General features: G+C 36.0%; 14 protein-coding genes. 7 read left to right on the top strand and 7 right to left on the bottom strand.

All coding sequences use genetic code 11. The annotated features are described in order from the left end of the window. Window positions 1-88: 88 nt before the first annotated feature. Complete coding sequence (locus MKY76_RS01565) at window positions 89-1,603, bottom strand: DHA2 family efflux MFS transporter permease subunit (RefSeq protein WP_342557300.1); 1,515 nt, start codon at window positions 1,601-1,603, stop codon at window positions 89-91. Window positions 1,604-1,760: 157 nt separating this feature from the next. Here MKY76_RS01565 and MKY76_RS01560 point away from each other — a divergent pair, with 157 nt between their 5' ends. Beyond that, entirely contained in the window at window positions 1,761-2,672 is a 912-nt protein-coding gene (locus tag MKY76_RS01560) for a TetR/AcrR family transcriptional regulator (RefSeq protein ID WP_066038385.1), read from the top strand. 106 nt (window positions 2,673-2,778) lie between these two features. Here the strand turns inward: MKY76_RS01560 and MKY76_RS01555 are convergent, their stop codons facing one another. Both MKY76_RS01555 and MKY76_RS01550 read right to left on the bottom strand, forming a co-directional pair. Continuing rightward, on the bottom strand, window positions 2,779-4,422 hold the full coding sequence (locus MKY76_RS01555; protein ID WP_257962283.1) for a HAMP domain-containing sensor histidine kinase: 1,644 nt from the start codon (window positions 4,420-4,422) through the stop codon (window positions 2,779-2,781). Then, entirely contained in the window at window positions 4,419-5,120 is a 702-nt protein-coding gene (locus MKY76_RS01550; protein ID WP_048391893.1) for a response regulator transcription factor, read from the bottom strand. The genes MKY76_RS01555 and MKY76_RS01550 overlap by 4 nt, the downstream gene beginning before the upstream one ends. A 103-nt stretch (window positions 5,121-5,223) precedes the next feature. Between MKY76_RS01550 and MKY76_RS01545 the strand changes: the two genes are divergently transcribed. The 3 genes from MKY76_RS01545 (at window position 5,224) to MKY76_RS01535 (ending at window position 7,546) form a co-directional block, all read left to right on the top strand. Then, window positions 5,224-6,369: a DUF418 domain-containing protein gene (locus tag MKY76_RS01545; protein ID WP_048391895.1), complete on the top strand. Its 1,146-nt coding sequence runs from the start codon at window positions 5,224-5,226 to the stop codon at window positions 6,367-6,369. Window positions 6,370-6,576: 207 nt separating this feature from the next. Beyond that, window positions 6,577-7,131 (top strand): DUF1273 domain-containing protein, encoded by a 555-nt coding sequence (locus MKY76_RS01540; RefSeq protein WP_066038383.1) that lies wholly within the window; start codon window positions 6,577-6,579, stop codon window positions 7,129-7,131. Window positions 7,132-7,231: 100 nt separating this feature from the next. Further along, the gene (locus tag MKY76_RS01535) at window positions 7,232-7,546 is read left to right on the top strand and encodes a hypothetical protein (protein ID WP_112117099.1); all 315 of its coding nucleotides are present in this window, start codon (window positions 7,232-7,234) and stop codon (window positions 7,544-7,546) included. A gap of 47 nt (window positions 7,547-7,593) precedes the next feature. Here MKY76_RS01535 and MKY76_RS01530 read toward each other — a convergent pair whose 3' ends face one another. From MKY76_RS01530 to MKY76_RS01515, 4 genes are all read right to left on the bottom strand, one after another. Next, the gene (locus tag MKY76_RS01530) at window positions 7,594-8,988 is read right to left on the bottom strand and encodes an L-cystine transporter (protein ID WP_342557299.1); all 1,395 of its coding nucleotides are present in this window, start codon (window positions 8,986-8,988) and stop codon (window positions 7,594-7,596) included. A 295-nt stretch (window positions 8,989-9,283) separates the two neighbouring features. Beyond that, entirely contained in the window at window positions 9,284-9,727 is a 444-nt protein-coding gene (locus MKY76_RS01525) for a hypothetical protein (protein WP_131522400.1), read from the bottom strand. Window positions 9,728-9,815: 88 nt separating this feature from the next. Then, window positions 9,816-10,766 carry a GGDEF domain-containing protein gene (locus MKY76_RS01520; RefSeq protein WP_112117098.1) on the bottom strand — a complete coding sequence of 317 codons (951 nt, stop codon included), beginning with the start codon at window positions 10,764-10,766 and terminating at the stop codon, window positions 9,816-9,818. Beyond that, window positions 10,744-11,625, bottom strand: coding sequence for an EAL domain-containing protein (locus MKY76_RS01515; protein WP_066038379.1), 882 nt, complete (start codon window positions 11,623-11,625; stop codon window positions 10,744-10,746). Before MKY76_RS01515 ends, MKY76_RS01520 begins: the two co-directional genes overlap by 23 nt. A gap of 295 nt (window positions 11,626-11,920) precedes the next feature. Here MKY76_RS01515 and MKY76_RS01510 point away from each other — a divergent pair, with 295 nt between their 5' ends. The 3 genes from MKY76_RS01510 to MKY76_RS01500 all read left to right on the top strand — a co-directional run bounded on the left by MKY76_RS01510 (window position 11,921) and on the right by MKY76_RS01500 (window position 14,836). After that, entirely contained in the window at window positions 11,921-12,106 is a 186-nt protein-coding gene (locus MKY76_RS01510) for a hypothetical protein (protein WP_009373346.1), read from the top strand. Further along, window positions 12,096-13,514, top strand: coding sequence for an amidase (locus MKY76_RS01505; protein WP_342557298.1), 1,419 nt, complete (start codon window positions 12,096-12,098; stop codon window positions 13,512-13,514). Before MKY76_RS01510 ends, MKY76_RS01505 begins: the two co-directional genes overlap by 11 nt. A gap of 161 nt (window positions 13,515-13,675) precedes the next feature. Then, a complete protein-coding gene (locus tag MKY76_RS01500) occupies window positions 13,676-14,836 on the top strand; it encodes a PucR family transcriptional regulator (protein WP_342557297.1) in 1,161 nt (386 codons plus the stop codon). Window positions 14,837-14,892 lie beyond the last annotated feature (56 nt).

Below are 14,892 nucleotides of genomic sequence, written 5' to 3'. Positions count from 1 at the left end.
AATAACACCAATCCTAAAATTTTTTTTCATGTGTACTCAATAAAAAAAGCCCTAGCCAGTAAATATTTACTGGCTAGGGCTACTTTGATTATTTAGTTGGTTTTTTTAAATCCATTGACGCTGCTGCGCTTTCAACTTTTACGCGTTTCAAGAAGAATGCAAGTACCACTGCAATCACTGTTATACCAGCTGCAATTAAGAAGGAATGCGTAATACCATCTAATAAGGCGGTTTGCATAATCTGATCTTGCATTTGTTGCATTTGCTCTGCTGTAGGCGCTGCTCCTGATTGTGCAGCATTCGCTTTGGCTTCTGCAATTAATTCTTCCGCTTTAACTTTTGTACGATTATTCATAAATGTTACAAGGATCGCACTACCGATTGCTCCTGATACCTGCTGTAATGTATTGTTAATCGCTGTACCATGTGGATTCATCATTTGCGGTAGTTGATTTAAACCGTTTGTCATAATAGGCATCATGACCATCGACATACCGAACATACGAATTGTATACATCGATACGATATATGTGTAGCTTGAATCAATTTCTAACTTTGTTAAACCGAAAGTTGCGATTGTTGTAATCGTTAATCCAATAATGGCTAACACACGTGGACCAAATTTATCGAAAAGCTTACCAGTGATTGGTGACATAATCCCCATGACAAGTGCTCCTGGAAGCATCATTAAGCCTGCTTCAAATGGTTCGATACCACGGATAGACTGTACATATGCTGGTGTTAAAATCATCCCTGAGAACATTGCCATAGAGACAATAACTGAGATAATAGACCCTAAAGCAAACATTGGATATTTATAGATACGTAGTTCCAGTAATGGCTCATCCATTTTCAACTGTTTAACAACGAAAATAATTAAAGCGATGAAGCCAATTGTAATTGTGCCATATACCCATGGACTTGACCAACCTTTATCTCCTGCTGTACTAAAGCCGTATAAAATACCACCAAATGCAACTGTTGATAAAAGTACTGAAAGGAAATCTAAGTGAACTTCACGTGTCTCCATCACGTTTCTTAATTTCCAAACACCAAATAATAAACTAATTAAAGCAAATGGAATAATCATTTGGAAAAGCATACGCCAATCATGATGCTCCACAATATACCCTGATAATGTAGGACCAATTGCTGGCGCCATAATCATAACTAAACCAAAGATCCCCATTGCTGCCCCACGCTTTTCTTTCGGGAAGCTTGTTAGCATAACGTTCATTAAAAGTGGTGACATACTAGAAGCTCCGGCTGCTTGCACCATACGACCTGCTAGCAGCACGCCAAAATTAGGAGCGAAACCTGCCATAATTGTACCAATTGTAAAGATAGACATCGCTGTAATAAATAAATGTCTATTTTTAAAGCGTGTCACAAAGAATGCTGAAGCAGGCACTAGAATACCGCTCACAAGCATATACCCTGTTGCTAACCACTGTACTTTTGAATAGGTGATCCCAAAATCTTTCATGATTGTTGGTAATGCCACATTCAACAATGTGTTATTTAGAAAAGCAACAAAAGCACCCACAAATAGAATAGCTATCATGCCATAAGGGGGCTTTTTCATTGTTTGCTCACTATTCATTTATATCCCTCAATTCTTTCTTGTGTTTTACGATAAAACTTATTTTATACTCGTAGTCTACTTTTTTCAACAAATAAGTTTATATTTTTTATAAACGTTGATATAAAAGCATTCCAAGTGTAGAATAAGAGTATAATATTATAAAAAAGGTGAGGTTATGAACAAAAGAAAAAGACAAATTATAACAGCAGCACGTGAACTTTTTATTGAAAAAGGCTTTCTAGATACATCAATTAATGACATCATCAATGCCGCTAAAATCTCTAAAGGTACATTTTATAATCATTTTACTTCGAAAAATGAATGCTTAATCGCCATCTTAGATGAAGGTCGCGAAGAAGCTAGTAATCGTCGCCATGAGCTCATTTATGGCAAAGACCCTACAGATTTAGAGGTATTGACGCAGCAAGTAGCTGTTCTCATGTATGTCAATCGTGAACATAATTTAGTACAGATATTCGAATCCATCTTCCAATCAAGGGATAAAGAACTAAAAAAAATTATTATTAATTACCATTTACAAGAGCTAGAATGGCTCGCCAATCGTCTAGTACAAGTCTTTGGAGAAGAGATCAGCCCTATTAGCTATGAATGTGCTGTTCAAACACTTGGAATGATTAACCTCACTCTACGCGCTGTCTTTATTGCCGATTATAAATATATCAATCGAGAAGCTATTGTACGTGTAGCATTGCGCAATATTAGCGTAATTATACCCACTATGCTTGAGTCAAAAGAGATTATCGTAAGTGTTGAAATGATCAATACCATTCAAAATGTCGTGAACTATAAAACGGTTACAAAAGGAATGGTTATTGAACAACTACAAGGATTTACAAAGGGATTATCGAATAACGAAACAATGGAAGGTTTGGAGTATGCACAATTCTTATTAGAAGAATTGCAGAAAGAAAAACCAAAGCTTTTTATCATCGAATCACTTCTTACACCTTTCCGTAAGGCTTTCGTCGGCACAGAACATATCGCAGAGGCCCGTGACATCGCCAATAACTTATGGCGTTACGTAAAAATTGAACAGCCCGCTGAACGATGTACGAAAAATAAATAAAAAAAGAGGTATCAAATGAACACTTTGATACCTCTTTACTCTGTTGAATGAAATTAAGTTCTATGACAGACCTTTGTACAGTCTTAAGAAAGCTCAGAGATTCACCTTAATGACATTGAAATTTTAGCACAAAGATTGTCCCATCCTGACCTGAACGGACACTAATTGTGCCATTGTGTAAATCAATGAGCTGCTTCGTTATGGCTAGTCCTAGCCCTGTTCCTGTTATATCGTCTGTTGTATTCGTACCTCGATAATAGCGTTCGAATAGATTATCGAGCTCCTCCTGTGGAATACCGGGTCCTTGATCAGCAATGGTAAGCATTACTTCTTTACCAGTATGTTGTGCTTCCACAATTACCTTCGTGCCTTCAGGAGTATATTTTTTCGCATTGGTAATTAAATTATCCATTATTCGCTTGAGTAAAAGCTCATCCGCTTGTAACAACACATCACCATACACCTTCACACACACCTGTTCGTCTGCAAATTGTGGTAGCCATGTTGCTAGCGGCAGTACCACTTTCTCTAGCTGTATGGCTTTATTTTTTAATTGATACGTATACGTCAAATCCTGAATAAGTGCATCCATATAGGTTGCCTTTTCCTGCATGGTCTGTGCAAAAATACGCATCTCATCCTTTGTCCACTCATAATCCTCCGATGCCAACATCGTTGAATAACCGTAAATTGAGCTTAACGGGGTCTTTAAATCATGCGATAAACCTGTTATCCACTCCTCCCGTAATTGCTCTGCATGCTTGATTTGCCTTTCATTTGAATCAAGTCGCTCTGATAAGTGATTGAGTGACTCTTCTACAGGTTGGAACAGTTTAAATTTTCTTTTCAACTTACCTGTCTTTTTATGATGGATTTTTTTGTCACTAATCTCACTGTAATCGAATTGGGTAAGTCGCTCAATGCGCGATATCACATAGACAAGTGGTCGCACGAATTGACGTGAAATACTAATAGATAAGAAAATAACGCCCAACAGCAAAATAATATGTCCCCCAAAGAAGATAGAAACAAACAGTACCATTGCCTTATTAAAAGGCTCTTCAAATGGCTTATACGATGGATTAGGCATTCTTACAACAAATGTCCTATCGTTGGCTAAGGCTGTACTTTGCTTCAGCTCCGCATGCTCGAAAATATCGTATTTTTCCTCTAGTAATTGTGGCTTATTTAGCTTCTCATAACGTTCGCCTATGACCTCAATCCGATTCCATTGCTCGTCATAAATTTCAACACTAGCTTTATTTTCTTTTAGACGTTGCCGTGTTACAGCTGAAATGTCCCCTGTCGCTGTCCAGTTTTCAAGCGCATCCTCAAAAAGTGGTTGCACAGGAGTAGTTGGAAGAAATAATAAGTAGTAATTTGGCAATTCCCATGTATGCATACCTGGTTGCTGCAATGCCAATATTTCACTATCTGACTTTCCACATAGACCACATGTATCTCCTGTATAATCAACAATCTTCATGGTTGGATCAAATAAATAAAGCTGTCCAACATTTTCTTCAGCTCTCTTCACTAAATAATCAGCAATTTTAACTGTCTTCCCTTGCTCTACAACTGCATCATCTTCGATTTCAAAGGAGCTCATCACATGAATGTTGTCACCAACACGGTCATTGATAAAAATAGCAAAAAACACCAAACTCATAATAAAACCTGAAATGATCAATAGATAGAATATGATGAAATACGAAACAAAGCGGAGTGTTAATTTTCCTGCAGGCTTCATGAAGAAATGTCCCCAACAAGCTTATAGCCAATGCCTCTGACAGTAATAATGCATGTCGGTTTTCCAGGATTTTTTTCTATTTTTTCTCGCAGCTTTCTTATATGTACCATCACTGTATTATCATCAAATAAACAATCACCCCATACACGTTCGTATATTTGCTCTTTTGATAACACTTGCCCTGCATTGTCACATAAATATTTTAATAAATGAAACAAGCGACCACTGATTATTTCCTTTACACCGTCTACCTCAATTTCTGCTGCATCAATGTCAAATGTAAAACGGCTGCAAGTAAATATGTGATTTTCTGGTACGCCTTTTTTCTTCATATAACGGACTAGCTGCACCTTTACTCTTGCTACAAGCTCTAAGGGGTTAAATGGTTTTGTAATATAATCATCTGCACCATTCATAAAACCACGAAGCTTATCTGCATCACTACTTTTTGCGGTTAAATAAAAAATAGGGGCATCACTTTTTTCTCGAATACTATTCGCAATATCCAACCCACTTCCATCTGGTAGCATGATATCTAATAGATAAAAATCAAATGTTTTAGTATTCATTTCATCTTTTGCTTCTTCAATTGTATTACATAAGGTAATATTGTTAATTCCTTCTTTTCTTAAAATGATTTCAATCATTTCAGCAATGGCACGTTCATCCTCTAACACTAAAATTGATGCTTCCTGCATTTCCTCACCTACTTTTAAGATTACTTTAAGGTAGTCATTATTTCACCATAAGCTTCCCTATTTATTATATGTATAAGATAACCAATTAAGGAGATAAAACGCAATGACAACTAATCGTGTTACTTTCATTGATACAATGCGTGGATTTAGTTTATTTGGCATCTTAATGGCAAATTTGCTAATCTTCCAATTCGGGATGTATGGCAAAGATGAATTAAAAAATCTTTCTACCTTAGATAACGGGGCTTTATATTTTGTAAAAGTTGTGATTGAAGGCTCTTTTATGCCCATCTTCACTATTTTATTCGGCTTCTCACTTATTAAATTAATTGAATCCATCCGCAGAAAAAAGAATAAAAGCCGTTGGTCTATTTTACGTCGTGCAACAGGATTAATTGCCCTTGGCTTATTACATTCTATTTTATTGTGGGAAGGCGATATTCTATTTTCTTATGGTTGTATGATGTTATTTTTAATCCCATTTATTAATCGTAAACCAAAAACTTTATTTATTTGGGCTGGTATCCTATTTGTACTAACTACGGCGTTAACATACGGCTCTATGGAAACGTCTAAAAAAGAACAAAAAGAGATAGACACATACATCGAGCAAGCGGATGATGTTTACGCTAACGGCAGCTACTTAGAAATTTTTGATTTTAGAGCTAATGCCGAAGTACCAGGAATGGATGATTCTTCATTTATTTTCATTATATTAATTTTTGCACCTATGTTCTACGCACCACTATTCCTGTTTGGGATGGCGCTTGCTAAGAAGCAAGCCTTCGTGGAGATGAATAAGGAAATGAAATGGTATAAGCTAGGTGCTCTCCTTGTACCTATAGGACTCGTATGTAAAAGTGTAAGTTTTATAGAAAGTAAAAGTGCATTTTCTTCTATTTTATTAATGGGCGGCTCCCAGTTATTAGCGATTGGCTATGTTTGCCTCGCAGCATACATTTATAACACCCGTCCAGTTCAACTACTGGCTCCTGCATTTGAGAGCGTTGGCAAACTATCACTAACCAATTATTTACTACAAACCATCATTTGTACAACTGTTTTTTATGGCTATGGCCTTGGCTTATATGGCAAATTAGGGGTCTTTGGCGGAATCCTTTTCGGAATCGTTGTTTATAGCCTGCAATGTGTTTTCAGCCTTGCCTATTTAAAGAAATTTAAACGTGGTCCATTTGAAACAATTTTACGAATATGGACAAATTGGTCTTGGACTGGTCAAGTAAAATAAAACCCCTCAAACAAGCAAATTAGAAAGGAATATTTTTTATGAATAGTGACACAAAAGAAGACTTTACAGACTCATGGTGGTTTTTAGGCATTTGTGCAGCTGTAGCAGTAATTTTAACACTATTTGCCTTTTCATAGACAATATCGATTTCATTTGCCTCCTTGCTGTATACTAGTATTACAACTATACAGCCTAGGGGGTATTTTGTTGTTACATCGTATTATGATTACTGGCTATAAACCACATGAGCTTGGTATCTTTAATGATAAACATCCTGGTATTGTCATCATAAAGAAAGCACTGGAAGCTCATCTACGTACACTGCTTGATGAAGGACTCGAATGGGTTATTATCAGCGGTCAGCAGGGCGTAGAAACTTGGAGTGCTGAAGTTGTTTTAATGTTAAAAAAAGAATTCCCACTTTTAAAATACGCCGTGATCACACCTTTTTTAGAGCAAGAGAAAAATTGGCAAGATCATAAAAAAGAAAAGTATCAAGCATTAATTGCCCAAGCTGATTTTGTCACAAGCGTGACCAAAAAACCCTATGAAGCTCCTTGGCAATTTATTGAGAAGGACAAATTTATTATCCAAAATACAGATGGACTTTTATTAATTTATGATGAAGAAAATGAGGGTTCACCCAAATATATCAAACGGCTTGCAGAAAAATATATGGAGTCCCATGATTATAATCTTTTAACAGTAACTGCCTATGACTTACAATTAATAGCTGAAGAAATTCAACAGCAAAACTGGTAGAAAAATATTGATATAATTTTCTGACAATTATATACTAGAAGTAATAAAAGCTGATTGTTCTTATGGTTTTTACCTATAATTTGAAAGGAGCTGTCATCATTTGAATAAACATATTGAAATGATTCTTGAAGCTTCTCCCGTAAATGTGTCACATGATACGTATCGTAGAGAATGTCGGTATACACGGGGAATTCATATTGAAGAACAAGAATTTCTTGCTATTTTAAATACAATGAGTCATGATTCACGCTTATATTTTGATTTCCATAATCCACGTAAAGAGATTAAAAAGGGAACCTATTTGAATGGACACTCCGGTTTAGCCTACAATATTTATGAGTACTATAAACAAAATTATAATATTGAGATATCCGAATTAATCAACGGTAAAGATTTTTATGTAAAAATCGTATAAAGCTGAAGCCCCGTTAAAGTTAAAACTTTAACGGGGCTTTTTTGATCTTATAGGTCTGCTACTTGAGCACCTAATTCTTTATTATTATACATTTCTGTATCTAATTCTTTAGTAATACGCGCTGTTGTAACACCAGCAGTCATTGAACCACTTACATTTAACGCTGTACGACCCATATCAATTAAAGGCTCAACAGAGATTAATACACCTGCTAGAGCAATTGGTAAATCAAGTGCTGATAATACAAGGATAGCTGCAAATGTTGCACCACCACCAACACCAGCTACACCAAATGAGCTAACTGCTACTACTGCAATAACTGTAATAATGAACACAGGGTCAAGTGGATTAATGCCGACTGTTGGTGCAATCATAATGGCTAACATCGCAGGATATACACCTGCACAACCATTTTGACCGATTGATAATCCGAATGAGCCTGAGAAGTTTGCAATCCCCTCAGATACTCCAAGACGACCTGTTTGCGTTTTAATATTCATCGGTAAAGTACCAGCACTAGAACGTGATGTAAAGGCGAATAATAATGTTTCTGCCGATTTTTTCAAATACGTAAATGGATTTAAACCACTTATTGTAATGATTAATAAGTGTACAATTAAAACAATAAATAGAGCTACATAAGAAGCAATAACAAACTTACCTAAATTATAGATAGCTCCAAAATCAGATGTTGCTACCGTACGAGCCATAATCGCTAGAATTCCATATGGCGTTAAGCGTAATACAATTGTTACAACACCCATTACAAGGGCATAGATGGCATCCAAGCCTTTTTTAATTGTAGCTGCTGTTCCCTCATCCTTACGTGCCACACGTAAATAAGCAAAACCAAGGAATGCTGAGAAAATTACAACCGCAATCGTTGAAGTAGAACGAGCACCCGTTAAATCAAGGAACGGATTTGCTGGGAATAACTCAATAATTTGTGTTGGTAAATCAGGAGCTGCTAAGCCCGTTGTTTTTTCTTCAAGGTATTGACCACGTGCAGTTTCTGCGTCACCTTGTAAAATTTGTGTTGCATCTAAATCAAAGACTGTTGCAGAAAGAATACCTACAGCTGCCGAAACGGCTGTTGTACCGATTAAAATGGCTAAAATAAGTGCTGCCATTTTTCCGAAATTTTTACCAATCTTCATTTTAGTAAATGCAATTAAAATGGAGATAAATACTAATGGCATTGCTACCATTTGGAGCAGTTTAACATACCCAGTACCGATAATATTGTACCAAGATGTTGTTTTGGCTAATACTTCAGAATCGAGACCATAAATAAAATGAAGTCCAAGACCAAGTACAATCCCTAAGCCTAAACCGGCAAAAACACGATTAGAAAACTTAACGTGCTTTTTATTCATAACATATAAAATTCCAACGAACACAAGTAACACTGCTACGTTAAGAATGATTTGTAAATTCGACAATGGAATGCCTCCTAAGATGTTTTATAATAATGTAATCGAATTATATACCTATAATCCCTATAATTCAAGTATGTTTTATTAAGATTAATAAATTCCTATAACAAAATGCTTTCTTGCTAAGGATTATACCCCGAAAAATGGCGTAACAATCATCCTCTGGCAATGGATTAATCACGGAAAAGCTCATAAAAAATGTTTGTAAATGTATAGCTATTTTAATCAATGCCACTACATTTGGTGACAAATGAGTAACTGCCCCTATACTGTTAGTTTTTAACAGTGCAGGGGCAGCCTTTTAAGCATTATTTCTAATTACAAATCTTGGTTCGTAGTCACTAATGATGTCAAACACACCGTCATTATAGCAGTAGATATGATGTTCTACGGTAGGAATTTCTTTGCTTCCAATCCACGGGAGTTGATCAAACCATTCTATATAATCTGAATTGCTCATTTTATAAAACCATTCTGCTGAAGAATTTTTAGATTGTTCTTGGGTCATGGCTTCAGTGACCATGTCTACTAAATCAGATCGTGGGATTTCTCCAGTATAGCGAAAAGACCAAACATAATCTTGAATAGGAGACATCTTATCATAGATAATATCAACTTCTGTATTGTTTCGATCTATTAATGTTAAGCAGAGCCCTCGATCTGTATAATTCAATGTGGCATTAATGATTTGGGCTCTTTCTAAGCAAGTGACGGGTTGCCAAATGTGCAGTCTTCTTGAATCCATCTAAACCTCCTGTAACCAAAATATATATCAATTTTATTTAAATTTTCATATATTTTACATATTAGTTCCACAAATCTAACATAGTTTGCTAATGAACAAAATAATTTTGTTGTTTATTAATGAGGTAACAACTACCAGCTATTTTTTTACACTGCTTTTTTACATGTGTTACCGCATTGGATAATTGTTCCACAGAGTCAAAATACTGATATTCATTCGTAATAACGGCAATAGATAAAGATGTGCATGTTAAAGGTTCCAGTTCGCCAGATCTATTAGCTACCTGAACATATGCTAGATCCTCTAACTCGTAAAAACTAAGTATGTTGGCATCAAAGTCATCAATAATTTTTTGACACATCTTTTCTACCTCGTAATAAGGTAGAATGGCTACAAAATCATCTCCACCAATATGTCCTAAAAAATCCTCTACGCCGCAGATATGTCTTTTTAGTATTTCTGTTAAATACCGTAAAATTTTATCGCCTTTATTAAAGCCATATGTGTCATTGTAGGATTTAAAGTGATCTAAATCAAAATAGATTAAACTATATTGCGATAGCTGTAATGCTTCTTCTAATTTTTCATCGATTAATTTATTGCCTGGAAGACTACTTAATGGATTCAGGAAGCTTGCAATGGCTACTTGTGTATCAACGAGCTTTAACAATAACTCTCGAATACTAACCATGCCATAATAAAGATTGTTTTTCGTAACGATGACATCATCATATAAATCCTCAGGAGGTCTAGCCATAGCTAATGTACTAACCTCTGTGATCGGTGTATTACGATCAACGATTAAAGGATTTTTCTTTATCATCAGCTGATTTTGACGTTCCATTAATAAATGATAGCCATACCGAGTACCGATTTTTTGATAGAAATGTGTGCGTGTAATATGTCCAATTGGTTTTTCATCACGCACAACAACAACGCTACGCAACGATGGATTACTTGTAAAAAGTACATCTAATTCTTTATTTTTCACAAATTCATCAATACATGGAACTTTCTCAATGACTTCCCCTATCTTCATGGTCACCCACCCTTATTTTCCCCATATATATTTCCTTTGCAGGCTTTCCTATCGCATATCCCTGTGCATAATGAATGCCAATACGATGGAGATAATCAAGCTCTTCTTGTCTTTCAATCCCTTCAGCGATGATTTTAGTATTGGCTTGTTCAGCATATTTCATTAACAATGTGACGAGCTGCTGTTGTTCACTATTTTGGTCTATGAATTGAATTAATGAACGGTCTAGCTTAATAAATTCCGGCTTTAAATAGATGAGCGTTTTTAAACTATTATAACCTGATCCTACATCATCTACGGCAATGCGATAGCCCTGTGATCGATAATGCGATAATACACGTTCAAACTCCACAAAATCTATTACTGCACTTCGCTCAGTTAGTTCAAAAACCACTTGCTGAGGTTTGATTCCAAGCTCCTTCAATAATTGTAGTGTTTCGCCACTGTGATATTTTTTATCTAATAAAACATTCGGATGTATATTAAGGAACACTAAAAAGTTTTTATTCACCAAGTCTTTGTGTAAACGTTCCTTGAAACGTTTCAAGGAAAGATTTCTACAAAAACATTCAAATAAAAAAACGCAATCTGTTTGTCCTACAAACTCGTAAAACTGGTCCACACTGTTAAATAATGTTGAGGGTAATGGTCGATTTAAGGCTTCAAATCCTATTGTTTGCTGTGACTGTAAATCTACAATAGGTTGAAAGTATGTATGTAAATCGTTATGTTGAATAATTTGTTTCAATGCCTTTAAACGTTTCATATATAACGAACTACTTTGATGCTGACCATATAAATATTTAAAAAAAGAAAATATATTACTTGTTTTTATACTTTGTCCCACTACAGACTCCATCCCTGCACCTCTTCAATTGGTTATTATGGTTCATTGTACGCTTTGATTGTAAACAGACTGTGAATCGAATGTAAAAAGAGCAAGTTCCAGTAATAGGTTTTAACAAAACTCTTTTCTAGTTAATATTTCACAATATTAAAACTATTACAAATAATTTATTTGATATAAAATGATATTAGTGTATGATTGTAATAATAGGTTTATATTACCTATTATATTTTTTTGTGTTTTTACTGTATTGGTCTTAATAGGAAAACCTATTTAGATAAAAATTATTCAAGGGAGGATCCTGTTAATGAGCTTGTCTATTCAACAATTATTGGAGAACAAAGGAATTACACCGAAACCTGAACACCTTGAACTATTAAAAACACGCTGGGAAGGTATGCAGTCACTTCGCAGCAATTTAGAAGGTATTGCGATCGATGATGCAGACATCGCCGTACGTAGTATTCCTGGAGGTGATCACATTGACAACTGATTTACATTTAAAATCTGTTGAAGAGTTGGCACCTTTACTTGCATCAAAGTCGCTATCTCCCGTGGAATTAACGAAAGCTATTTTAGATTTTGCTGAGGAAAGTCAGCCTAAAATTAATTCCTATATGGCTTTTTATCGGGAAGAAGCCTTAGCAAGGGCAAAAGAAGTTGAACAGGAGATTCTCCAAGGTCATTATAAGGGTATGTATCATGGGATACCTATGGCCTTAAAGGACAACTTGTATTTTAAAGATAAAATAACAACGATGTCCTCAAAAATTCATAAGGACTTCGTTTCTGATTATGATGCGACAGTGGTTGAAAAGCTACGTGATGCTGGTGTTATTTTCACTGGGAAATTAAGTATGCATGAATATGCATGGGGAATTACCAATAACAACCCTCATTACGGCCCTGTTCGTAACCCATGGGACTTAGATAAAATTCCTGGTGGTTCAAGTGGAGGCTCTGGTGCGGCTGTTGCAGCTGGAGCAAGTGTTGCTTCACTAGGGACAGATACAGCAGGCTCTATTCGAATTCCATCGTCTGCTTGCGGCATTGTAGGTTTAAAACCTACACACGGTCGTGTAAGTAAATACGGCTGCTACCCGCTAGCATGGAGCTTAGACCATATTGGTCCGATGACAAAGACAGTTAAGGATGCAGCGGGCTTGCTCGAAGTCATTGCTGGTTTTGATCATCGAGACCCTACTTGCGTGAATGTTCCAGTAGACAACTATGAAAAGCAGCTTACTGGCAATATCAAAGATCTAGTGATTGGTATCAATGAAGAATATTTCTTTAATAATGTTGATGCTGATGTAGAGAAGGCTGTTAGAGCAAGTATTCAAAGCTTAGTGGATTCAGGCGCTAAAGTAGAAGTGGTGCGTATTCCTTCCCTACAATATGCAGAATGGGCAGAGCTTGTGACGTCTCTTTCAGAGGCAGCAGCTATACACCATTCAGATTTACAAAAGAGACCACAAGATTTTGGTGACGATATTCGTCTGCTATTTGAGCTTGGTGAGTTGCCTTCTGCAGTCGATTACTTGCAGGCTCAGCAGGTACGTCGTCAAATCAAGCAGGAGTTTACAGAGATTTTTAATAAGGTAGATGTGCTCATTTCCCCTACCCTACCTGTTATAGCTAGTACAATTGGGGATGATTTTGCAGAGTTAAACGGTCAAAAAGTAGATTTAATTGATAATATTATCCGCTTTACAGGCCCTAGTAACTTAACAGGCTTACCTGCCCTCTCGGTTCCTTGTGGCTTTAAAGGAAACTTACCAATAGGTCTACAAATTATTGGCCCAGCCTTTAAAGAAGGACGCATTTTAAATGTAGGCTATGCTGTTGAGCAAGCAAATCCACAGAGAAATAGAAAACCAAATATTTTTGCTAATATCTAAACGATAAGCACTAGAAATCTGCTCACTTCACGGTATACCACTGAATGAGCAGATTTTTTTGTGGGGGAAACCTGCTAGCATTCATAGTAATGGTTTTTTATGAACAAGTAATTTTATAATAGAAGCTAGAAGCTTACTACAGGAAAGGCAATGATCCATTCATGAATGTAGAAAAATTTTTACAACTACCTATTACAAAAGACTTCACTGTTATTGCTGGTCACAACGGCTTAAATAAAGCTGTTCAAAATGTAGAAATATTAGACTTTGAATTTTCACCTGATATCCACCATGTCAGGGATACTATCTTTACCCCCAACAGTGTTGTGTTAAGTAGTTTATTATTTGCAAAGCAAAAGCCTGAGTATTTATTCAATGCTGTTAAAAATCTAATTGAGCTTGGGGCGAGTGCTTTAGCCTATAAGCCTGTTATTTTTAAGGAATTACCTGAAGAAGTTTTGTCGTATGCAGAGCAGCATAATTTCCCTATATTGCGCTTTGGTGGAGATGAGTTTTTTGAAAAAATCATTTTAGAAACAATGGCTTATGCTAAGACACAGGATTATTCCTACTTTTTAGAGACGATTTTACGAAGGTTAATGGAGGAAGATGTAACACAGGAGCAAATCAAATCCATTTTACAACAGCTCAATAAGCCCTTTGAAAGATATGTATTTATAGCAAATTTACGAGTTGGTGACACAATCCATCCGAACTGGATGCAGCCCTTTTACTCGTTGGAGCCACTATTAAAATCGGGTATGATTTGTTCTTATAAAAAAAGTCTATTTATCATCATGACACATCCATCTCAGCAATTCCAATTTGAAAGGGTTTTACATGAATGGCTAGCATTATATGCCATACCCACTGATACAATCACTTTCGGCTATAGCAGTTGTAATGATACCCAGACTGGATTCCCAATGGCATTACGCGAAGCTTTTTTTGCCAATATTTTCGCTGAAATCGATATGCTCCCTAGCTGTCATTATAAGAATCTCGCGTCTAATTGTTTATTAATCGAGTTATACCGTAAAGATGCAACATTCGCTATGGACTATGTTACCTCCTTTTTAGCCCCTTTACTTGATGATAAGGCTGATCCAGACTTAATGGAGACCGCCATAACTTATATCATTAAAAAAGGAAATATTAAGGAAGTTGCTGTAGCACAATTCTGTCATCCAAATACAATTCGCTATCGTATGGCTAAAATACGTCAGCTAGTAGCACCCATAGATAATGATTATGTTTTTTATGAACGCCTAGCTGCAGCCGTTAAATTGTACTTATTACATAGCAAAATGAACAGTGACTAATCGCTTTGGAATAAGTACAAAAAAACGCCTGAATATTTAGAAATAAAATCAAATTC

The organism is Lysinibacillus sp. FSL P4-0201, assembly GCF_038593425.1.
Lineage (GTDB): Bacteria > Bacillota > Bacilli > Bacillales_A > Planococcaceae > Lysinibacillus > Lysinibacillus capsici.
This window is presented reverse-complemented; position numbering and strand designations above follow the sequence as displayed.

What these genes read in the sequence shown, in the direction of transcription:
- MKY76_RS01565 (WP_342557300.1), bottom strand. Translation starts at nt 1,603, where the DNA reads ATGAATAGTGAGCAAACAATGAAAAAGCCCCCTTATGGCATGATAGCT.
- MKY76_RS01560 (WP_066038385.1), top strand. Translation starts at nt 1,761, where the DNA reads ATGAACAAAAGAAAAAGACAAATTATAACAGCAGCACGTGAACTTTTT.
- MKY76_RS01555 (WP_257962283.1), bottom strand. Translation starts at nt 4,422, where the DNA reads ATGAAGCCTGCAGGAAAATTAACACTCCGCTTTGTTTCGTATTTCATC.
- MKY76_RS01550 (WP_048391893.1), bottom strand. Translation starts at nt 5,120, where the DNA reads ATGCAGGAAGCATCAATTTTAGTGTTAGAGGATGAACGTGCCATTGCT.
- MKY76_RS01545 (WP_048391895.1), top strand. Translation starts at nt 5,224, where the DNA reads ATGACAACTAATCGTGTTACTTTCATTGATACAATGCGTGGATTTAGT.
- MKY76_RS01525 (WP_131522400.1), bottom strand. Translation starts at nt 9,727, where the DNA reads ATGGATTCAAGAAGACTGCACATTTGGCAACCCGTCACTTGCTTAGAA.
- MKY76_RS01520 (WP_112117098.1), bottom strand. Translation starts at nt 10,766, where the DNA reads ATGAAGATAGGGGAAGTCATTGAGAAAGTTCCATGTATTGATGAATTT.
- MKY76_RS01515 (WP_066038379.1), bottom strand. Translation starts at nt 11,625, where the DNA reads ATGGAGTCTGTAGTGGGACAAAGTATAAAAACAAGTAATATATTTTCT.
- MKY76_RS01510 (WP_009373346.1), top strand. Translation starts at nt 11,921, where the DNA reads ATGAGCTTGTCTATTCAACAATTATTGGAGAACAAAGGAATTACACCG.
- MKY76_RS01500 (WP_342557297.1), top strand. Translation starts at nt 13,676, where the DNA reads ATGAATGTAGAAAAATTTTTACAACTACCTATTACAAAAGACTTCACT.